The sequence below is a fragment of the Trinickia sp. genome, assembly GCF_051953955.1.
Taxonomy (GTDB): Bacteria; Pseudomonadota; Gammaproteobacteria; order Burkholderiales; family Burkholderiaceae; genus Trinickia.
The window spans coordinates 1-20,254 of the sequence record NZ_JBQCIF010000009.1; the positions used below are offsets into that span (position 1 = coordinate 1).

At 62.8% G+C, this 20,254-nt stretch carries 23 protein-coding genes; 20 read left to right on the forward strand and 3 right to left on the reverse strand.

Translation table 11 applies throughout. The features are described from left to right. Positions 1–107: 107 nt before the first annotated feature. Entirely contained in the window at positions 108–1,064 is a 957-nt protein-coding gene (locus ACTHNZ_RS01470) for a glycoside hydrolase family 26 protein (RefSeq protein ID WP_440540717.1), read from the reverse strand. A gap of 896 nt (positions 1,065–1,960) precedes the next feature. Continuing rightward, on the reverse strand, positions 1,961–2,923 hold the full coding sequence (locus tag ACTHNZ_RS01475) for a glycoside hydrolase family 26 protein (RefSeq protein WP_440540718.1): 963 nt from the start codon (positions 2,921–2,923) through the stop codon (positions 1,961–1,963). Between the two features lie 1,135 nt (positions 2,924–4,058). Here ACTHNZ_RS01475 and ACTHNZ_RS01480 point away from each other — a divergent pair. The 20 genes from ACTHNZ_RS01480 (at position 4,059) to flhD (ending at position 18,798) form a co-directional block, all read left to right on the forward strand. Beyond that, positions 4,059–4,742 (forward strand): DUF6875 domain-containing protein, encoded by a 684-nt coding sequence (locus tag ACTHNZ_RS01480; RefSeq protein ID WP_440540719.1) that lies wholly within the window; start codon positions 4,059–4,061, stop codon positions 4,740–4,742. Between the two features lie 96 nt (positions 4,743–4,838). Beyond that, complete coding sequence (locus ACTHNZ_RS01485; protein ID WP_440540720.1) at positions 4,839–5,843, forward strand: helix-turn-helix domain-containing protein; 1,005 nt, start codon at positions 4,839–4,841, stop codon at positions 5,841–5,843. Positions 5,844–5,955: 112 nt separating this feature from the next. Next, positions 5,956–7,320, forward strand: a complete 1,365-nt coding sequence (locus ACTHNZ_RS01490; RefSeq protein ID WP_440540784.1) for a sigma 54-interacting transcriptional regulator — start codon at positions 5,956–5,958, stop codon at positions 7,318–7,320. 63 nt (positions 7,321–7,383) lie between these two features. Beyond that, complete coding sequence (locus tag ACTHNZ_RS01495) at positions 7,384–7,617, forward strand: hypothetical protein (protein WP_440540721.1); 234 nt, start codon at positions 7,384–7,386, stop codon at positions 7,615–7,617. Between the two features lie 132 nt (positions 7,618–7,749). Further along, positions 7,750–7,998, forward strand: a complete 249-nt coding sequence (locus ACTHNZ_RS01500; RefSeq protein WP_440540722.1) for a FitA-like ribbon-helix-helix domain-containing protein — start codon at positions 7,750–7,752, stop codon at positions 7,996–7,998. Then, entirely contained in the window at positions 7,995–8,426 is a 432-nt protein-coding gene (locus tag ACTHNZ_RS01505) for a type II toxin-antitoxin system VapC family toxin (RefSeq protein ID WP_440540723.1), read from the forward strand. The genes ACTHNZ_RS01500 and ACTHNZ_RS01505 overlap by 4 nt, the downstream gene beginning before the upstream one ends. Positions 8,427–8,476: 50 nt before the next feature. Next, positions 8,477–8,707, forward strand: a complete 231-nt coding sequence (locus ACTHNZ_RS01510; protein ID WP_440540724.1) for an NAD(P)-binding domain-containing protein — start codon at positions 8,477–8,479, stop codon at positions 8,705–8,707. 109 nt (positions 8,708–8,816) lie between these two features. Continuing rightward, positions 8,817–9,074, forward strand: coding sequence for a hypothetical protein (locus tag ACTHNZ_RS01515; protein WP_440540725.1), 258 nt, complete (start codon positions 8,817–8,819; stop codon positions 9,072–9,074). Positions 9,075–9,253: 179 nt separating this feature from the next. Continuing rightward, positions 9,254–9,670, forward strand: coding sequence for a DnaJ family domain-containing protein (locus ACTHNZ_RS01520; RefSeq protein ID WP_440540726.1), 417 nt, complete (start codon positions 9,254–9,256; stop codon positions 9,668–9,670). Further along, entirely contained in the window at positions 9,667–10,284 is a 618-nt protein-coding gene (gene tadA / locus ACTHNZ_RS01525) for a tRNA adenosine(34) deaminase TadA (protein WP_440540727.1), read from the forward strand. The genes ACTHNZ_RS01520 and tadA overlap by 4 nt, the downstream gene beginning before the upstream one ends. Positions 10,285–10,338: 54 nt before the next feature. Continuing rightward, the gene (ldcA, locus tag ACTHNZ_RS01530; protein WP_440540728.1) at positions 10,339–11,265 is read left to right on the forward strand and encodes a muramoyltetrapeptide carboxypeptidase; all 927 of its coding nucleotides are present in this window, start codon (positions 10,339–10,341) and stop codon (positions 11,263–11,265) included. A 226-nt stretch (positions 11,266–11,491) separates the two neighbouring features. Continuing rightward, a complete protein-coding gene (locus ACTHNZ_RS01535) occupies positions 11,492–12,178 on the forward strand; it encodes a GntR family transcriptional regulator (RefSeq protein WP_440540729.1) in 687 nt (228 codons plus the stop codon). 184 nt (positions 12,179–12,362) lie between these two features. Then, complete coding sequence (locus ACTHNZ_RS01540; protein WP_440540730.1) at positions 12,363–13,847, forward strand: NCS1 family nucleobase:cation symporter-1; 1,485 nt, start codon at positions 12,363–12,365, stop codon at positions 13,845–13,847. Positions 13,848–13,880: 33 nt separating this feature from the next. Beyond that, positions 13,881–14,621, forward strand: a complete 741-nt coding sequence (locus ACTHNZ_RS01545; RefSeq protein ID WP_440540731.1) for an aspartate/glutamate racemase family protein — start codon at positions 13,881–13,883, stop codon at positions 14,619–14,621. A gap of 227 nt (positions 14,622–14,848) precedes the next feature. Next, positions 14,849–15,799, forward strand: coding sequence for an allantoinase PuuE (gene puuE, locus ACTHNZ_RS01550; RefSeq protein ID WP_440540732.1), 951 nt, complete (start codon positions 14,849–14,851; stop codon positions 15,797–15,799). Then, entirely contained in the window at positions 15,796–16,317 is a 522-nt protein-coding gene (gene uraD / locus ACTHNZ_RS01555; RefSeq protein WP_440540733.1) for a 2-oxo-4-hydroxy-4-carboxy-5-ureidoimidazoline decarboxylase, read from the forward strand. The genes puuE and uraD overlap by 4 nt, the downstream gene beginning before the upstream one ends. Positions 16,318–16,447: 130 nt before the next feature. Continuing rightward, the gene (gene alc, locus ACTHNZ_RS01560; RefSeq protein WP_440540734.1) at positions 16,448–17,461 is read left to right on the forward strand and encodes an allantoicase; all 1,014 of its coding nucleotides are present in this window, start codon (positions 16,448–16,450) and stop codon (positions 17,459–17,461) included. An 11-nt stretch (positions 17,462–17,472) separates the two neighbouring features. Further along, positions 17,473–17,985 (forward strand): ureidoglycolate lyase, encoded by a 513-nt coding sequence (locus tag ACTHNZ_RS01565; RefSeq protein WP_440540785.1) that lies wholly within the window; start codon positions 17,473–17,475, stop codon positions 17,983–17,985. Positions 17,986–18,239: 254 nt separating this feature from the next. Continuing rightward, a complete protein-coding gene (locus ACTHNZ_RS01570) occupies positions 18,240–18,380 on the forward strand; it encodes a hypothetical protein (RefSeq protein WP_440540735.1) in 141 nt (46 codons plus the stop codon). A 127-nt stretch (positions 18,381–18,507) separates the two neighbouring features. After that, complete coding sequence (flhD, locus tag ACTHNZ_RS01575) at positions 18,508–18,798, forward strand: flagellar transcriptional regulator FlhD (RefSeq protein ID WP_440540736.1); 291 nt, start codon at positions 18,508–18,510, stop codon at positions 18,796–18,798. A 219-nt stretch (positions 18,799–19,017) separates the two neighbouring features. Here flhD and ACTHNZ_RS01580 read toward each other — a convergent pair whose 3' ends face one another. Continuing rightward, positions 19,018–20,211, reverse strand: a complete 1,194-nt coding sequence (locus ACTHNZ_RS01580) for a urate hydroxylase PuuD (RefSeq protein WP_440540737.1) — start codon at positions 20,209–20,211, stop codon at positions 19,018–19,020. Positions 20,212–20,254: the final 43 nt, after the last annotated feature.

Consider the following 20,254-nt stretch of genomic DNA (forward strand, 5'->3'; position numbering starts at 1 on the left):
GGCCCCCCCGGGCGGCCGGCCCAAAACCCCACCCCGCGCTGGCGCCCCCCCACCCCCCGCCCCCCCCCCGCGGTTCGACTCGCTGGCGCTCTCGCGCCGAGCGTCGCTTACTGGCTGAACAGCTTCTTGTACAGCGCGGACGAGTTCGGGACCGTGACGGGAATCGTGGCAACGTCGCTGTAGATCACACCGTTGGGGCCGCCCGACGGGGTATTCCAGTAACCGGCGTAGATAACGCTCGAGCCGCCCGCCTGGATCCAGTCATGCATGCCCTGAACGAACGCCGTATCGTCGCCGCGCCCGCTCGAGGCCGTGGAATCGGCCCACTCCGTGTACGCTTCCGGCTTGTTGTGCTGACGCGCAAAGTTGCGCAGGAACGCGAGGCCTTCATAGCCGTTCAGGATGTTGTTCCAGCCCGTGTTCCACTGGTCATAGGTATCCATCCCGATGACGTCGACGACATCATCGCCAGGGTAGGCCGTCGTCCAGTCGAATTTCGGGCTCGAGCCCCACGCGAGGTTCCATTCGAAGTGCAACACGTTGCATTGCGAACGCATCACTTGAACGACGTGCCGGTACGCTTTGACATAGGTGGCTGCGCCGCTCGTCACTGCCGACCAGGGGTACCACGTGCCGTTCAATTCCCAGCCGAGCCGGATGACGACTCGTTGCGGGGCGCCGGTCTTGGCGGCCAGATTGGCGGCGAGCTGCTTGAAGTAGGTGTCGTACGTGCCGTTCGCGACGGCGGCGAGCGTGCTCGGGCTGTCCGAGATCGGCATCAGCGGAACCGTGACGATTTCATAGCGGTTCGGGTTCGAAGCCAGCCACGCTTTCGTGCTCGTGCTGAAGTAGTAGGGCGACGCGATCGTGCTCCACGAGCTTTGATCGACGAACGTCACGCGGTACATGACGTCCTTGCCGAGCCACTTGCTGAAATCGTTGTATTGCGTGATGTAGCTGTCGCTGCCCATGTGCAGGCCGATGCCGGCGGCTTGCGCACCGGTGCAAACACCCGTGAGGAGTGCGGCGGCGAGGGCGATGTTACGCAGAAACTTCGTCTTCATGAGAAACTCCAAAATATCGAAATAAAGAGTGAGCGAATTATCGAGGGGCGGCAGCTCACAGTTGCCGCGCAAATCAAGTTAAGAAATCGACTTGAGGCGAATTGAGTTATCTGGTTTGCGGTGTTTGCGGCTGGCGCAAACAAGATTCAAAAGGCTCATTCTCTAATTCCGTTCACTGATTATTCGAAGGCAAAAGGGCGCCCGATCCGGCATCGGATGAATGCCGGGATATTTCGATGTGGTGCCGTTTGGATTGCGAGTTGACTTTGATTGCGTCTAGCGACGAGGTCAGAGCCGGTTCGCGTCCTATCTCTTGCGTCTATTCGAAGGGGTTAATCAAATCGCAGTTTCCTAAGACAAAACCTGTCCTGCCCGGCGTCCGCATCGCGGATCCGGTGCCAATTACAAACGTTTGCGGAGTTATCTAGACTTCCGGGGGCTATCGAAGCGACCGCACCATCAAGCTATCTGTGTCCGTGTTCAAGCATTCGTTGGACGAGATTATTGCGGAAGCCCAATCGTAATAACAGTCGTCAGTCGCTGGACTTTGGGTAGTCTTACCGGTCGGCCTGTCGGTTTTTGCCTACATGAGTAACAATGGCCTGGCTTACAAATTGCGCGGAAAAAATTGCCGATTTCCGGGCTCGAGTGTGCCCGCCGGTAGGGGTATTGAGTAGCTTTTTCGTGCTTTGGAGCGGCGCGAGGCTTGGCGGCGCCTCACTTTCTTGCTATTCGTAAGGAAAGCGGAAGGGCGGATAGGATGATCGGATGATCGGGTGCCGGGGCGGCTAGGTCAGGCGACGCCCCGGCGGCGCACGGCTCGCGCGTCGCGCGTGCCATGCAAGAACGCAGCGGCTCGGGTGAATCACCCCATCCGAGCCCTATGCGGTAGCCGGTTAGTGGCTGAACAGCTTTTTGTAGAGTGCCGCGGACTTCGGCACAGTCACGTGGACGGTGCTGGAGTCGCTATAGATGATGCCGTTCGGACTGTTGGTCGCCTTCGTATTCCAGTAGTTGGCGTACAGAACGTTGCTGCCCCCCGCCTGGATCCAGTTGTACATCTCCTGCACGAAGGCGGTGTTGTCGCCATGTCCGATCGGAGAAGGCTGAACCGACAAGCCCCATTCCGCATACGCCTCGGATTTGCCGTGCTTGCGGGCGAAGTTGCGGAAGAACGCCAGCCCTTCATACGTGTTCAGCAGATTGTTCCAGCCCGTGTTCCATTGGTCGTAGACGTCCATCCCCATGACGTCGACGACATCGTCGCCCGGATAGGCGGTCGTCCAGTCGAATTTCGGATTCGTGCCCCAGCCTACGTTCCATTCGAAGCGCAGCACGTTGCATTTCGAGCGCATCACCTTAACGACGTGCCGGTACGCGGCCTTGTACTCGTCCGCCGCACCGACTGCCGACCAGGGGTACCACTTGCCGTTCAATTCCCAGCCGAGCCGTAAGATGATGCGCTGGGGCGCGCCGGTCTTGGTGGCCAGATTCTGGGCGAGCTCTTTGTAGTAGTTGTCGTAGGAGCCGTTCGCGATGTCGCGGAGCATGCTCTGATGCCCCGAGTTCGGCATCAGTGGGACCGAAATGACCTCGTAGCGGCTCGGGCTCGAGGCGAGCCAGTGCTTCGTGCCGGAACCGAGGATGTACGGGGACGCGATCGTGCTCCATGAAGAGCCATCGAGGAACGTCAATCGATACGTGACCGATTTGCCGAGCCAGTTGCTGAAGTCCTGGTATTGCTTGATCTCACCGTCGCTGCCCATGTGCAGGCCGATGCCGGCGGCGTGAGCTCCGGTGCAAACACCGGCCGCTAGGGCGGTGCAGACGGCGATCTGGCGTAGAAACTTCGTTTTCATCAAGGAAACTCCAAGGATGGCTTTTAGTGGATCGATTTCCGAACGGCGGCTCACGGTTGCCGCACGGTAAATCGAAGGGAACGGCGACTCGTGACGAATCGAGCGCGTTCGAATCACGTTGCTTGCGATGTCTGCCGACGATGCAAACAAGGCTTCGGGCGGCTCGTTTTCTCCATTGCGTCGCGGATAAAACGAGGACAAAAGGATTCCCATGCCCGGGCTTTTCCGAAGAGGCCCGGAGCTCGTGAATCGCGGGTTCGAATCGCGGGAATTACATCGAACGCTCACGCGATGAGCGAGGAGCGGTGGTGCTCGTCCTATCTCTTGCGTGTTCGAAGGATCTGATCAACGGGTATTTCATCAAGCAAAACCTGTCGATTCCGGCGTCCGGCCTGCGGAGCCCGGAATTCGGCAGCAAACGTTTGCCAAGCGATTCGATATTCTTCATACTAATTACTGCATCATCGACATCAAATTCTCTCCGTTCGAACGCGGAAGCCGCTTTCCGGCGTGAAGGATCCGAGCGCCAGCCGGTCTACCGAAGGCCGGCGCCCATAACTAAAAAAGGCCATGCGTCATCGCGATCGCCGAACCTCACGCGCTACTGCGATGTAAAAACGCGAGCGGAAAACGTGAGCGGGGCACGCGGTCCCGGGGTGAAGGGTTCGACTCTCGCGCTTGTTTGACCGAGTGCACTGAGCGCCCCTGCAGAAAAAAGTTCGTATTTTTTTACGGGGTCGGATAAATAAAAGGATTAAATGGCGCGATTTTCTCGTTCTTCGCGCGCCCACCGCTCCGATCGAAGAAACGGTGCACGAGCGCCAGGCGCCATTCCAACTGTCCGTTTTCGACGTGTCGCGGCACCGGTGCGCACGGCTGCGATGACCTAACGCTCCCGGCTACCGCGGGCCGGCGCTAGGCGTTATTCGCCAATTTCGGCGCCGATGTTGCGCCGCACGGGGCAAACCCGGATATTTGCCGCGTACTCGGCTCGAGGCACGGTGGGATGCAGCGTCATACCCCTTTGCGAGTGTGAAAACTATTTGACTTAGTAATCAACGACATGATGACCGGGACAACCTTCGATCCGCGTCGGCTGGCGATCGCCGAAACGCTGCTTAAAATGGAGCGATCCTTGTGTTTATCTACCGAGGTCGCGCGCTTGGAGAATCCAGACATCCGCGCGGCGTTCCAATCCGGGCTCGATTGGATGGAACGATTCGTGATGAAGCCCCACCCGCATCTCGGGAGGAAAGGAGCCGTTTGCCCGTTCGTCCATCCCGCGCACGAAGGAAAGCGCTTGTATTTCTGCGCGATCGATTGCCGTGAGATGTGCTTCGAGCTGTTTCTCGAAGTAATGATGGCAGTGCCGGCGCTGTTCGGCCGCATTGCCGAACAATTGACGACGCGCCGCGATCTATTATCGCTCTGCATCTTTCCGATCAATTTACCGGTCGCGAACTACTACAAATTTGTCGATTGCGCCCATTCGATTCTCAAGCCGATCTATATGGTGGCTGGATTGATGATCGGGGAATTCCATCCGCTGAGCACGGCGACGGGTGCGCATTCCGAGGGCATTCGTCCGCTGCGCGCCGACGTTCCGTTCTTTGCGGCGCGGTCGATGGCGGTCCACGACAAGCTGTTCATCGATCGAGCATCGGGCTCGGTCGGGCAACGCATTCATGAGCTCGAGTGTTATCTGCGCTGGACGCGCAGCTCGCTCTCGCTCGAGGACATTGCGCGCTGCACGGCGCGCATCGATGAACTCAAGCATCAATTGATCGGCGACGAGGATCACGCCGACGCGGCTGTCTGACGGCCACGGCGGGGCGAGCGTTACGTCGCCCGGCGCCGCGGCGAAGTTCGGTGGCCGCGGGCATCGTAATACGTTCATTTCCCACATGGGGGAAACATGCGTCTGTACAAGGCCGGCGGGCTGCGAGCGACTGCGAAGGGCCAGTACTCGCCGGACCACGAGCCGGAAAGTATGCGTGAAGGGGCGGCGGCCCGCGCGGGCGTGGGCTGCCGAATCGGTGTGGTCATCAGCGACGATTGCTCCTCGAGCGACGTGGCGAGAGTGCTGGCGAGGACGTGCGAGCGCTTCGGCTCGGACCACGGCCGGGCGGGGCAAGCGGGCGCGATCAGCATCACCATCATCGCCGGGCGAAGCGGATTCGTGCTTCGAGAAAACGCGTGCCTCCCGGTGTGGTGCGAAGCGATTTACGACGTGGACCCGCTCGATTTCAACTATTTCGTCGTGCCGAAATCCGGCAGCGGACCGTTGGAGCCCAGGCCCGAGATCGTTGCGTGGTTGTCGCGCGCGGGCGAGGAAGCGAAGATCATTCGGCTGCCTCTCGACGCCGATGCCGCGAAGGGGGACCTGCTCGCGCAATCGGGACATCCGGCGCACGGCGCGGAGGCAACGCAGGAGAGCGACGCTTCGCCTGCGCACCGGGGCGATATCGGGCAGGGAGAGGCACGCGAGGCGAACACCGGGCAGGGGGCCGACGCCGCCGGTGCAGCGCGGGCGGCCTCATCGCTCGATAAGCCCGCACCGAGCGAACGAATCAAGGCGACGGTCGAATGGATCAATGAGAACTACGGCGCGCGCATCTCCATCTCGAGCATGGCCGAGCACGCCTTGATGAGCGAGCGGAACTTCTTGCGGCGATTTCGCGCGGAGATGGGTCGTACGCCGCATGACTATCTGTCGGCGATCCGGCTGCAAAGCGCTTGTCAACTGCTCGTTACCACCGCGCTTCCCGTCGACAAGATCGCGCGGCATTGCGGGCTGTTCAATGGAGATCATTTGCGCAAGCATTTCGTGAGGCATTTTGGAATGAGCCCTGTCGAATATCGGTCGGCTCGCTTCAAGGCGTTGCAGTCGCGAAGCGAGCCCGACACGGACGAACAGTGAACCCTCAACCATGCGGCATCGGTGAGCGACCCGGGAGCGGCAAGGGGCGGCGCGCAGCGCCCACCCCTAGGCTTTCCGATTCGCCGAGTTGCACTTTCATGGCGATCGAATGATGAAAGGCGTCGAAAAAACCGGAGCATTGGACATCTACGTTCTCGGAGGCGGCATTGGTCTGGCCGATCGCGTCAGCCGCTGCTTCAATCGGGTCGACGTCAACGTCATCCCGATCGACGATCTGATGATTTCGCCGGCACCGGCGGCGATGCGCGCGTCGGTGGCGGTCATCAGCACCCGTGCCGTGGGCGATTCCGCGGCGATGCTCGAAGAGTGCCAGCGGGCGAGCGTGATGCCCGTCATTTGGGTGGGAGAATCGGAGCCGTTGTCCGAACTTGCCGCGCACGCGAACCTGCATGTGCTGCCGCTCGAGTTCAGCGCCGCCGCGTTGCGCACCATGGTGGCAAAGCTCGCCGCGCAAGTGCGCTCGCCGGTGCCCGAGACGCGCGAGGCGAACCCGTTCATCGCGCATTCCGAATGCATGAGCGCGCTGCTGCATGAAGTCGACATGTTCGCCGACTGCGACACCAACGTTCTGATTCGCGGCGAGACCGGCGTCGGCAAGGAGCGGGTGGCCAAGCTTCTGCACACGAAGCATCCTCGCCGGAGCCGGCACGCGTTCGTCGCGGTCAACTGCGGGGCGATTCCCGACGGCCTGTTCGAGTCGCATTTCTTCGGGCATGCGAAGGGCGCATTCACGGGCGCTGCCGGCGCGCATCAGGGCTATTTCGAGCAAGCGGATGAAGGCACGCTGTTTCTCGACGAAATCGGAGATCTCCCGCTGCACCAGCAAGTCAAGCTCTTGCGTGTGCTCGAGGACGGCGCCGTCACGCGAGTGGGCGCCAGCACGTCGATGAACGTGAATTTGCGCGTGCTGGCCGCGACGAACAAGGATCTGCCGCGCCTCGTCGCCGAAGGCTCGTTCCGGGCCGATCTGTACTATCGCCTCGCGGTCATCGAGGTGTACGTGCCTTCGCTTCAGGAGCGGGGTGTCGCCGACAAGATCGGTATCTTCAAGTCGGTGATCAGCGTCGTGTTCGGCGAGGAGGTGCTCTCGACGCTGCCGGATATGCCCCCCTGGCTGACCGACGCAATCTCGAAAATGCGCTTCCCCGGCAACGTCCGTGAGTTGCGCAACCTGGCCGAGCGCATCGGCGTGACCGTAAGGCAGATGCGGACGTGGGATCCGCAGCGGCTGCAAGCGCTGCTCGCGCACGCTCAAAGGACGCAGGCCGCGCTCTCGGAGCGCTCGCCCGACGTCGCGCGGTGGGACATGGCCGACCGCACGCGCGTGCTGGACGCCTTGACGACGAACGGATGGCGGCGCCAGGAAACGGCGCAATACCTCGGCATCAGCCGCAAAGTATTGTGGGAGAAAATGCGCAAGTACCGGATTTCCGACACGGAGCGGGTGAGGGCTTAGGCGCGGCCCGTTCGTCCCGAGCCCTTTCTCGGTTTCTCGCAGCAGTGGGCGAACGCGGCGTTCTTGGCCGCGTTCGCCATTTTTGCGCCCGGCGTGCCTCGTTCGGCGCCGCACCGCGGTCGCCGTACAGCGCCGCGATCGCTCTCCGGCGGCGCCCATCTTCCCGTCCCGGCCTGTTCCGAAATCATCGAAATCGAGCGGTCGTTGGCCGTTCGGAAGGCTGTCGGCACGCTCGGCGCCGGCGCGAAAATCGTCAGCCATGATGATTTCCACGGAAAGGGACGATCTGAGCGATGAAACACGAGATGAAGAGGAAAACGCCGCTCGCGGTCCGGGAGGCGAGCGTTGCGGCCGACACTTGGCGCCACGGCTTGCCTGACATGCAATCATTGATTAAACTGCAATCAATGATTAACGGAGGGCAGCGACATGGCGAGTATGACGATCCGCAACATCGACGAGCAACTCAAATCGCGCTTGCGCGTGCAGGCGGCGCATCACGGGCGTTCGATGGAGGACGAGGCACGGGACATCTTGCGCTCGGCCCTGTCCACCCACGAAGGCGGTCGGCAAAGTCTGATCGAATCCATCCGCTCGCGCATGGCGCCGTTCGGTGGTGTCGATCTGGAGTTGCCGGCTCGGGAGACGATTTCGAGCCGAGTGGATTTCGGGGAATGATCGTCCTCGACACCAACGTCCTGTCGGAAACCCTGAGATCGGCGCCGGACCCGCGTGTGATCGAGTGGTTTCGCACGCAGCGGCGTGCTGCGCTGTTCACCACTACCATCACGCGAGCCGAAATTCTCTATGGCGTGGGCCTGTTGGCCGATGGTGCGCGCAAGCAAGCGTTGTCGGTCGCCGTCCAGGCCATTTTCGAACAGGATTTCGCTGGCCGGCTGCTCACTTTCGATAGCGACGCGGCAGACCTCTACGCCGCCATTGCCGTATCGCGTAGGAACGCCGGCAAGCAGATCAGCCAGTTCGATGCCATGATTGCTGCCGTGGCTCGCTCCACGGGCGCGACATTGGCGACGCGAAACGTGCGCGACTTCGTCGGCTGCGGGATCGCGGTGATCGATCCTTGGACGGATCACACGGAATCTTGACGACGATGACGAGGGCGATGTGACCTTCGTGGAATGCTCCCGTAGGCTTCATGGGTCTCGGTGCGATGGGCGAGCCGATGGCGCTCAATTTGAGAAAGGCGGGTGTCCCGCTCATCGTCTGGAATCGGTCGGCGGCCAAGCAAGCGGTGCTTGCGCAGGCAGGCGCGAGCGTCGCGGAACACGCGGCGCAGGTCTTCGAGCGCTGTGAAGTCGTACTCTTGATGCTGACCAACGCTGAGGCGATCGACGCCAGAAGCGAAAGCGAGGACGCACGCCCTTAGCCACGCAGTGGACGATGCTCCCTGCGAGGTATATAAGTGATGAACGAGGCCTGCACGGCTGTCGGCCCGCATTGCCTCGCCCACACGAGAATCGATAGGAACGCGCACCATGACTCCCGATCCGAACCGGACGAACGATGATTCGAAGCATCCCGATGCCGATCATCTCAACGACGCACTGAATCACGTCGATACGCTGCTGTCGTCGGGCAATATCGCCGTCAGTGCGGCGAAGGGCATCCTATACAGCTTGATCGAGACGCTTGGCGCGCTGGTGGGCGATCCCGATTTGCCCGAGCACAGCCGCGCGGGTTACGAGGGCTTGTTGGAAACGGCGCGCGAGCTGCGCACGAAGGTCGGCAAATAATCGGCGCGAGCCATGCAAAACGGCACCGCCACTGGGGCAGTGCATCCATTGTCCGGACGGGTTGGCGCCGAGCCGCACCGGGCGGCGAGGCTCGAGCAACCGCGATCAGAGGGAGCGCTCCATAAAACCGAATTCGACTCCCTGCTAAAATGCGCGTGCCGCAATGTAGTGGATCGCAGATGAAATTGCTTGATGCCTTGGTCGAACAGCGCATCGCCGCCGCCGCCGCGCGTGGCGAGTTCGACGACTTGCCGGGTGCCGGGGCGCCGCAAGACCTAGATGACGACTTGCTCGTGCCCGAGGAAGTCCGAGTCGCCAACCGCATACTGAAAAACGCAGGTTTCGTGCCGCCCGCGGTCGAGCAGTTGCGCTCGCTGCGCCACCTGCAGGACGAACTGAACGCCGCGAGCGACAATGCGACGCGCTGTCGGCTGCAGGCGAAGCTGCTTGCACTCGATATGGCGCTCGAATCGCTGCGCGGCGAGCCCACGGTGGTGCCGCGCGAATACTGCCGCCGCATTGCCGAAAGGCTCACGGAGCGGGTGCTCGCCGGCGAGAACGACACGGCTGGCGTCCACGGCGTGGAGCTTTCGTGAGCGGCTTCGTCCCGCCTCAGGCCCCTGGGGCGCCGGCATGCGACGGCCCGGCCGGCGGCGTTATCGGCGGGGAGGCCGAGGCCGAGGCGGGTGGCACTGAGCGTGACCGGCACTACATGGCGCTCGCGCTCGAGGCTGCGCAGTCGGCGCGTGCGGCGGGCGAAGTCCCGGTCGGAGCGGTGCTCGTGCGCGGCGATGAAGTCATCTCGACCGGCTTCAATCATCCGATCGGCGGCCACGATCCGTCCGCTCATGCAGAAATGGTCGCGTTGCGCGCGGCCGCTCGATCGCTGCTGAACTACCGGCTACCGGGCTGCGAACTGTACGTGACGTTGGAGCCGTGTCTCATGTGCGCCGGGGCCATCATGCATGCAAGGATCGCGCGCGTCGTGTTCGGCGCCCACGATCCCAAGACGGGGGCCTGCGGCAGTGTCGTCGATGCATTTGCCAATCGCCAGCTCAACCACCACACGAAAGTGGCAGGCGGCGTGCTCGCCACCGAATGCGGCGATGCGCTGAAGTCGTTCTTCGCTCACAGGCGCGAGGCGATTCGCGCCGAACGCGTGGCGGCCGCCGCCGAGGCCCGGGCGTGCACGCCCGAGCAGCCAATCTAAGGCGAGCATAAGGCCAGCGCCACGCATGCTCGTCAATCAATCACAACGCCCATCATGAGCCGTTCACGCACGATCGAGATTGTCGCACCGTCCGGTTATCCGCCCGACGAAGCTGCTGCCGAGCGCGGTATCGCGCGGCTGCGCGCCGACGGTCATCGAGTGGTCGGTGGGCAAGCCGCGCAGCGCCGCCATCTGCGTTTCGGCGGCACGGACGCGCAGCGCGCGCAGGACCTGAACCGCCTTGCCGATCCCGCTCATCCGCTGCCTGACGTCGTCCTCGCCATGCGCGGGGGCTATGGCGCCGTGCGGATCTTGAATGCGCTCGACTATGCCGGGCTTCAGCGCCGGCTGGCCGGCGCGCGCATCGCCATCTGCGGCCACAGCGATTTCACGGCGATTCAATTGGCGCTCTTCGCACGCGCAGGCATCGCGACGTTCGGCGGTCCGATGTTGACGGCGAACTTCGGCGCCCCGGAGGTCAGCACTTTTACTGTCGAGCACTTTTGGCGGGCGCTGGAATCGCCGGAATTCACCGTGCGCGAATCGGCTGCGCAGGTGAGCGCAGTCGATGTCAGCGGCACGCTGTGGGGCGGCAACCTGGCCATGATCGCGTCGCTCGTCGGCTCGCCGTTCATGCCGCGCATCGAAGGCGGAATCCTGTTCTTGGAAGACGTCAACGAGCATCCGTATCGCGTCGAACGGATGCTGTACCAACTTCACCTTTCCGGCATCCTGGCCCGCCAGCGCGCGCTCGTGCTCGGCGACTTCACGGGCGGCAAGCTCTCGCCCTACGACAACGGCTACGACTTGCCGGCGATGGTCGAGCATATCCGCGAGGTGACGGGGCTGCCGATCGTGACCGGATTGCGATTCGGCCACGGCGCCGATCTCGTCACGCTCCCATTTGGTGCGCAGGCTCGGCTGCAGGCTACGCGCGATGGCTTTTCGCTTACCGTCACCGGGCACCCCACGCTGAGCTAGGTCTCGCGCGGAAAGTCCGTCTTTTGCCCGGTCATTGTCCCTAGGATTGTTGACAATTTTTGCCGCCGCTCCCGCGAATTTGGCGTTGTGGATACGCTGCCTACGCACGTCGTCGGTGCGATTTCGCGACAAATTCGGGCATTCCTCGGGAATTCACCGATAAGGTGCGCGCATCGGTGCAAAATAAATTGTTGACAATCTTTGTGTCGAATCTACTATACCCAACATGTCGACGACGAAATTGTCCGAGCCGGCGGCGATTGCCGAACGTATCCGCGATGCGATTCTCGAACATCGGCTAGAGCCCGGCGCAAAGCTCACCGAGGCTCAGTTGTGCGAGGTGTTCGGCGTCAAGCGCGGCCCGGTGCGTCAAGCGTTGTCGCTGCTTGCTTCCGAGCATCTCGTCGACCTGGAGCCGAATCGCGGCGCCTTCGTGGCAAGCCCGTCGCTGCAGGAGGTGCACGAGGTATTCGAGATGCGTCGCATCGTCGAAAGCGCGGTGATCGAGCGCGTATGCCGCAATCAAGACGGGCGGGGCGAGGCGCATTTGAAAGCGATCGCCAAGATGATCGAGCGCGAGCGCAGTGCATTCGAGCACCGGGATTTTCGGTCGTGGATCCGCCTATCGGGCGAATTTCACACCGCGCTCGCTCAACTGACGGGCAACGGCGTGCTGTGCGATTGCTTGTCGGGGCTCGTCGCGCGCTCGACGTTGATTTCGGCGCTGTACGAATCGCTTGGCCGCAGCCCGTGCTCGTTCGACGAGCATGCGCAAATCGTCGAGGCGATCGGTGCGGGCGACACCGCACGCGCGTCGAATCTGATGGTGAGGCATTTGGAAACGGTCGAATTGAAGATGCTCGATCGGCCTGCGCGCGGCGCGGCGGATCTGCGAGAAGTTTTCGGCGCCTGAGGCGCCGACATCGACGATGCGGTAGGCGCCGATGTTTCCACGTAGTTAATTAGGACAACTAACTACTAGTCGATGCAACGGCCGCAGGCGGCGCCGACTGCGACCGGTCGAACGAGGCGCCCATTTGCGCCGGCACGGGAAAGTGCCGTCCGGCAATACGCTTGTCCTTTCCCCGGAGATGCTCATGCCTGACTTGTCCGTACCCACTGATGCCGGTGCCGTGGGCCCGTCCCCCGCTCGAACCGAGGCCGCTTTGCCGGCAGGCTATAGCGAGCGCTTGTGCAATGCCGATCTCGCGCCGCTGCGCGATCAGCATTGGGGCAGTTACAACATTTTTGCGTTTTGGATGTCGGACGTGCACAGTGTCGGCGGCTACGTCTTCGCGGGCAGCCTCTTCGCACTGGGGCTGACGAGCTGGCAAGTGTTGATTGCGCTGCTCGTCGGCATCGGCATCGTCAACGTGTTCGCGAACTTGATCGCGAAGTCGAGCCAGCGCAACGGCGTGCCGTATCCCGTCATCTGCCGGGCCACGTTCGGCGTGCTCGGCGCCAACATTCCGGCCGTGATTCGCGGCCTCATTGCCGTCGCTTGGTATGGCATTCAGACCTATCTCGCATCGAGCGCTTTCGTCATCGTTCTGCTCAAGTTCGCGCCGCAGTTGATGCCCTATGCCGACGTGCATCGGCATGGCTGGCTCGGGCTGTCGACGCTCGGCTGGGGGGGCTTCATGGTGCTTTGGGTGCTGCAGGCGCTCGTGTTTTGGAACGGCATGGAGACGATCAAGAAGTTCATCGATTTCGCCGGACCGGCTGTCTATGTCGTCATGTTCATCCTGGCCGGCTACATGGTGGTGCGCGCGGGCATTTCGAACATCAGCCTCAATCTCGGCGCGGTCAAGTATCACGGCTGGGAAGCATTGCCCGTCACGATCACGGCCATTTCGCTCGTCGTCTCGTATTTTTCGGGCCCCATGCTGAATTTCGGCGACTTCTCCCGGTACTGCAAGAGCTATGAAAGCGTCAAGCGCGGCAATTTCTGGGGGCTGCCCGTCAACTTTCTCGCTTTCTCGCTCGTGACCGTCATCACGACGTCGGCGACGCTGCCCGTTTTCGGCGAGATGATCACGGACCCCGTCGCGACGGTTGGCCGGATCGATCAGCCTTTCGCCGTCGTCCTCGGCGCGCTGACGTTCATGATCGCCACGATCGGCATCAACATCGTCGCCAACTTCGTCTCGCCGGCGTTCGATTTCTCCAATGTGGCGCCGAAGCACATCAGCTGGCGCGCAGGCGGAATGATGGCCGCCGTCGCGTCGGTGTTCATCACGCCTTGGAATCTGTTCAACAACCCGGCCGTGATCCATTACACGCTCGACGTCCTTGGTTCGTTCATCGGGCCGCTGTATGGCGTGCTGATCGTCGATTACTTCATCGTGAAACGCCAGCGCGTCGTGCTCGACGACCTCTACTCGATGTCGGAGTCAGGCTCGTATTGGTACAGCGGCGGCGTGAACAAACGTGCCGTCGCGGCGGTGGTCGCGGCCGCCGTCATCGCCGTGCTCTGCGTCATGACGCCTGCGCTGGCATCGCTCGCCAATTTCTCGTGGTTCATCGGCGTCGCGCTCGGCGCGGCGTTCTATGGCTTCGCGGCGCGTGGCGTCCGTAGCTGACGTGCGACGTTTCGTGCATCGGAGAACCGCGCGATGAAGATCAAGCTCATCAATCCCAATACCACGGCACGCATGACCGAAGCGATGGAAGGTTGTGCACGGGCCGCCGCCGCACCCGGTACCGATGTCGTGGCCGCCACGTCCACCATGGGGCCGCCGTCGATCGAAAGCTGGTACGACGAGTCGCTTGCGTTGCCGGGTTTGCTCGCCGAAGTGGCGAGCGGCGAGCGTGAGGGCGTGGACGGCTACGTCATTGCATGCTTTGGCGATCCGGGGCTGTACGCCGCGCGCGAATTGGCGGGCGGTCCGGTCGTCGGCATTGCCGAGGCCGCAATGCATGCCGCGAGCGTCATTGCTCCGGGCTTTTCGGTCGTGACGACGCTCGCGCGTACGACGGGCATGGCCTGGCATCTTGCCGAGCGGTACGGCATGAAGCGGTTTTGCCGTAGCGTTCGCGCGACCGATGTCGCGGTGCTCGATCTCGACCGGCCGGGCAGCGCGGCGCGACGGCTCATCGTGGACGAATGCCGGCGCGCACTCGATGAGGATGGCGCCGATGCGATCGTCCTCGGATGCGCAGGCATGGTCGATCTCGTGCACGCCATCGAGGACGAGATCGGTGCGCCCGTCGTCGAAGGGGTCACGGCTGCCGTCAAATGGGTCGAGGCGCTGGTATCGCTCGGGCTCGGCACGGCGAAGCGGGGCGAATACGCTCGCCCTCTCGTCAAGCGCTATGACGGGCCGCTGGCCGATTTCAGCCCGCGCGAGGGCTGATGCCCGCCGTGCCTTGCGCCCGCTTTGTTTTCCCGCAGTTTGCCGCGCCGGCGCGCCCATCGACATACGCACGCGGTGACCCCCGCTATCTCCGTCGCCGTATGGGCGTGCACGGTCGATTTCTATACACTGATTCAACTGAATCGAGCCGTCGCGGCAGGCTGCGCGCGTTCCCACATTCCGCGCCACCGCGTCGATCGCCCTCAATGCTTGCCTGAACCTTTGCCATGACATCCGACTCCCGCTATCCGCGCGATCTGATCGGCTACGGCCGGCACCCTGTCCAGGCCGATTGGCCCGGGCACGCCCGCATTGCCGTTCAATTCGTACTCAATTATGAAGAGGGCGGCGAAAACTGCGTCCTGCACGGCGATCCCGCCTCGGAGCAGTTCCTTTCCGAGATCGTCGGTGCGGCAGCTTATCCGGCGCGGCACATGAGCATGGAGTCGATCTACGAGTACGGATCGCGTGCCGGCGTGTGGCGCATCCTGCGCGAGTTCGAGAAGCGCGGCTTGCCGCTCACGGTGTTCGGCGTCGGCATGGCCATCGAACGCAACCCCGAGGTGGCGCGCGCTTTCGTCGAGCTCGGGCATGAGATCGCTTGCCACGGCTGGCGCTGGATCCACTACCAAGACATGTCGCCGGAGCGCGAAGCCGAGCACGTGCGGCTCGGCATGGAGGCGATCGAGCGCGTGACGGGCGTGCGGCCGCTCGGCTGGTACACCGGCCGCGATAGCCCCAACACGCGCCGGCTCGTCGCCGAATACGGCGGCTTTCTGTACGACTCCGATTACTACGGCGACGATCTGCCGTTCTGGGCCGACGTGCAGGTGACAGGCGGCGAGATCCGGCCGCAGCTGATCGTGCCGTACACGCTCGATACGAACGACATGCGTTTTGCGACACCGCAAGGCTTCAATACCGCGGATCATTTTTACACCTATTTGCGCGATGCCTTCGACGTGCTGTACGAAGAGGGCAGTGAAGCGCCGAAAATGCTCTCGATCGGCATGCATTGCCGATTGCTCGGGCGTCCGGGGCGCTTGCGCGCGCTGCAGCGCTTTCTCGACCACATCGAGCGCCACGATCGCGTTTGGGTGGCGCGCCGCGTCGACATTGCGCGCCATTGGCGCGCGCACCATCCCTATCAGCCGCAAACGGACGACTCACGCGCATGAAGCCCATGCAATACTCGTTGGAACAATTGAATTCGATGCCGCGCGACGCGTTCGAAACGGCGCTTTCGGGTATCTTCGAACATTCGCCATGGGTGGCGCGGCAGGCGGCCGATGCGCGGCCGTTCGCGAGCGTCGACGCGCTCTACGCGACGATGCGCGACATCGTGGAGCAGGCGGGCATGGACCGTCAGCTCGCACTCATCAACGCGCACCCGGAGCTTGCGGGCAAGGCGGCGGTGCGCGGCGAACTGACGGCGGAATCGACGCGCGAGCAAAGCGGTGCTGGACTCGCGCACTGCTCGCGGGAAGAATTCGACAGACTGCAGCGCTTGAACGCCGCGTACCGAGAGAAGTTCGGTTTCCCGTTCATTCTCGCCGTGCGCGGCTACGACCGTGCCGGAATCATCGCGAACTTCGAAGCGCGCGTGAATCACTCGCGCGAAGACGAGCTGCGTGCGAGCTTGGAGCAGATCTACCGCATCGCACGGTTTCGCCTCGACGATCTCGTGACGGGGTGAACGCAAAGGCATGAGGGCACGCGCCGGCACGGCGCGATGCCGGCTCGATGCGGCAAGACGATATTTCATTCGCAGTGCGAACGCATTCGAACGAATCTGAACGAATTGACAGACACGAAGGACGACAACGATGGCTCTCCCGATTCTCGATCCCAATGCGCCCGATTTCACGCGCCGCTACGTCAACCTGGCCGATCCGCGGCTCGGTGCGCAGGCGCTCGAGGCGAGCGATGAATTTTTCGCGCCCAAAGCGCGCATGCTGAACCCCGAGCCGGCCGTGTTCATTCCAGGCAAGTACGACGAGCACGGAAAATGGATGGACGGATGGGAAACGCGCCGCAAGCGGACGACGGGATACGATTGGTGCATCGTCAAGCTTGCGCGGGCGGGCATCGTGAAGGGCCTCGACATCGATACGAGCCACTTCACGGGCAACTTTCCGCCGGCGGCGTCGATCGAGGCGGCCTACGTGCCGGGCGGCGAGCAGCCCGGGAGCTCGACGCAATGGACGCAGATCGTCCCCTCGACGACGTTGCAGGGAAACGCGCACCACTACGTCGAGGTGCCCAACGACCAACCCTACACGCACCTTCGCTTGAACTTGTATCCCGACGGCGGCGTCGCGCGCCTGCGCGTCTACGGGCAACCGCAAGTCGACTGGACGAACGTGAGCCGCGGCGCACCGGTCGATCTCGCGGCGATGGAAAACGGTGCGTATGTCGTGGCCGCCAACAATCAGCACTTCGGGGCCGCATCGAACATGCTGATGCCGGGCCGCGGCGTGAACATGGGCGACGGCTGGGAAACGCGCCGCCGCCGCGAGCCTGGCAACGATTGGGCCATCATTGCGCTCGCACGTCCCGGCACGATTACGAAGATCGAAGTAGATACGGCGTTCTTCAAGGGCAATTTTCCGGATCGATGCTCGATCCAGGCCGCGTTCGTCACGGGCGGAACCGATAGCTCGCTGATCACGCAAGCGATGTTCTGGCCGACCTTGCTCGGCGAGCAGAAGCTCGAGATGGACAAGCAGCATTTCTTCGAGTCGGAAGTCGCGGCGATCGGCCCGGTGACGCACCTGCGCCTGAACATCATCCCCGACGGCGGCGTTTCTCGTCTGCGCGCATGGGGCGTGCTCGCATGAGCGGCACAGTGATGAAGGCGCTCACGATCGAGCCCCTGACGCGGGACGCGTTCGCGCCGTTCGGCGACGTCATCGAGCTTCAGGGCGCGCGTCAAATTCCGATCAACCTCGGCACGACGATTCGGTATCACGATCTCGCGCGCATCGACGTCACGGACGCGGGGGGGCGGGCGATCGTCAATCTGTTTCGGGGCCAGCCGCGCGTGCTGCCGTTCGAAGTGACGATGCTCGAACGCCATCCGCTCGGCTCGCAGGCTTTCATTCCGTTGACGGACAAGCCGTATCTCGTCGTCGTCGCGGCGGCGGGCGAACTCGACCCGGAAGCCGTGCGCGCCTTCGTGACGCGCGGGTGGCAAGGCGTCAATTATGCTAAAGGGGTCTGGCACCATCCGCTCATCGCGCTCGACGACGTCAGCGATTTCATCGTCGTCGATCGCGGCGGCGAGGGCCACAACTGCGACGAGCAAGCACTGCCCGAATCGCTCTGGCTGACTTCCGAGGGCCTGCGGGGCGCGGCAGGCTGATCCACCTCTGCACTCCGTTATTCGAACGCCCGTGTGAAATGCGCACGGGCGTTTTTACGTCGGGGCGCGCGTAGTGCTTACGCACGCTTCGCGTAGGAAACGGCTGACAAGCGCGCTGCCAGATATTACGCAAGGTTCAGCGGCGGCTGATTTGTTTCCGCCGGGCGCTCGCCGATACTTTCGTCACAGGAAACCGTTTCGTACTACGCATGACGGCGCGAACGGTTCCAGCTTCGAGACACGGAGAGATCGCCATGAGCCGCTTCGCCAAAGACCTCATCGAACTTCAACGCCTTTGCCTCGGCGGTTCCGGCGCGCTTACGCAGCATCTGCTGCGCGAGATCGCCTGCAGCCTGATTGCTGCCGGCGTGGCCGACGAGCGCTGCTGCTGCTGATCGCCCGCTTGCGCAAACGTTTGGCGCGCAAACGCGCGTTTTAAGCGACGGAAGAGGGGCAGGACGTTGCATCGCTGCTTATCCGTCAACTCTTTATTCGAACCACGAACCCCTGGCAGAGATAGTCATGAACGGTTGCGAGACGCTCGAATCGATCCGCGAAATCAACTTGTCCTACCTTTCGCTTGCACAACGCCTGCTGCGGACGGACCGCGCCGGCGGCATGGCACGGCTTGGGCTTTCCGCACAAGTGGCCGATGTCATCGCCGATCTGTCGGGGCCGCAACTGTTGAGGCTCGCCGCCTGCGATCAGCTCGTCTGCTTCTTCCGGTTCAACGACCGGTCGATGCTTTCCGCGCTGGCCGCTCCCGCTGCACGATCGTCGCCCGCTCTCGAGACGCTCGCGCAAGCAGCCTGACGTTCCACCGGCCGCGGCACCGGCGCGCCGGTACCGAGTTTGCCTGACCGCTGCGTCGAAGAAAAGTGCTGCCGCGCACTTCGTGCTTCGTGGTCATGCTCCATGCAAAAGCCCCTCGGTGCCCGTAAGGGCCGAGGGGCTTCGTTTCGTCCGGCACCGATTCGCCGGCCATCTCTTCGCGCACGAGCGGCGCGTGCAGCCGACGGTCTCGGCCGGTCGCTACGGCTGCTTGCCCGAGTTGAACCAAGCGGCGATCTTCTCGCGCTCGTCCGGCGTCATTTTGGTGACGTTGCCGAGCGGCATCGCTTTGAGGACGACGGCCTGTTCATAGAGCCGCTGTGCGTTCGCCGAAATTTCCTGCGGCGTGTCGAACAGCACGCCGGCCGGGGCGCTTCCCATCAACGTCGGGTGCGCCGAATGGCACGCCGCGCACCGTTGCTGCAGGATCGGCTGGATATCGGTCAGCTTCACGGCCGGCGCATTGGCCGCCTGTGCTTGCGTCATCACGGGTCTCGGCAGCGTGACGGCCAATGCCGCCGCGAGCAGAGCCACGCCGCCCGCCGGCAGGTACCACAGCACCTGGCCGCGATGGCGCATGACGAAGAACTGGCGGATCAGTGCACCGGCGAACATGATGATCGCCAATACGGCCCAGTTGTATCGGTGCGTGTAGGTCATCGCATAGTGATTCGACAGCATGGCGAAGACCACGGGCAGCGTGAAGTAAGTGTTGTGCACCGAGCGCTGCTTACCGCGCTTGCCATAGATCGGATTCGGCGCTTCGCCCTTCAGCATCGCGTTCACCATCTTGCGCTGCCCCGGGATGATGACGAAGAACACGTTGGCCGACATGATGGTCGCAAGCATCGCCCCGACGATCAGGTAGGCGGCACGCCCCGAGAAAACATGGCATGCGAGGTAAGCGGCAGCGAGCACGTAGAGGCCGACGGCGATACCGAGCAGGCCGTCCTTGTTGCCGAGCAGCCGGCACAGCGTGTCATAGACGATCCAGCCGGCGGCCAAAAAGCCCAATGCGGCCGCGACCGCTTCGACGGGCGACATCGCGAGCACGTTGGGATCGATCAGGTACGTGCTCGGCGAGAACAGATACAGCACGGTGAACAGCCCGAAGCCGGACATCCAGGTGGTGTACGAGGGCCACTTCGACCAGTGCAGGTCCTCGGGCATCTGCGCCGGCGCGACCATGTACTTTTGCATGTTGTAGAAGCCGCCGCCGTGGACATGCCACAGTTCGCCGAATACACCGCGTTCGACGAGTGCCGGATCCTTCGGTTTCTTCAAGCCGTTGTCGAGTGCGACGAAATAGAACGATTCGCCGATCCACGCGATGGCGGCGACGACGTGCAGCCAGCGAATCGTGAGATTCAGCCAGTCGGTGATAAAGCCTTCCATGAAATTGCCTCCAAGCTCCTGATGTCGTTGGTATGTGGGTGTT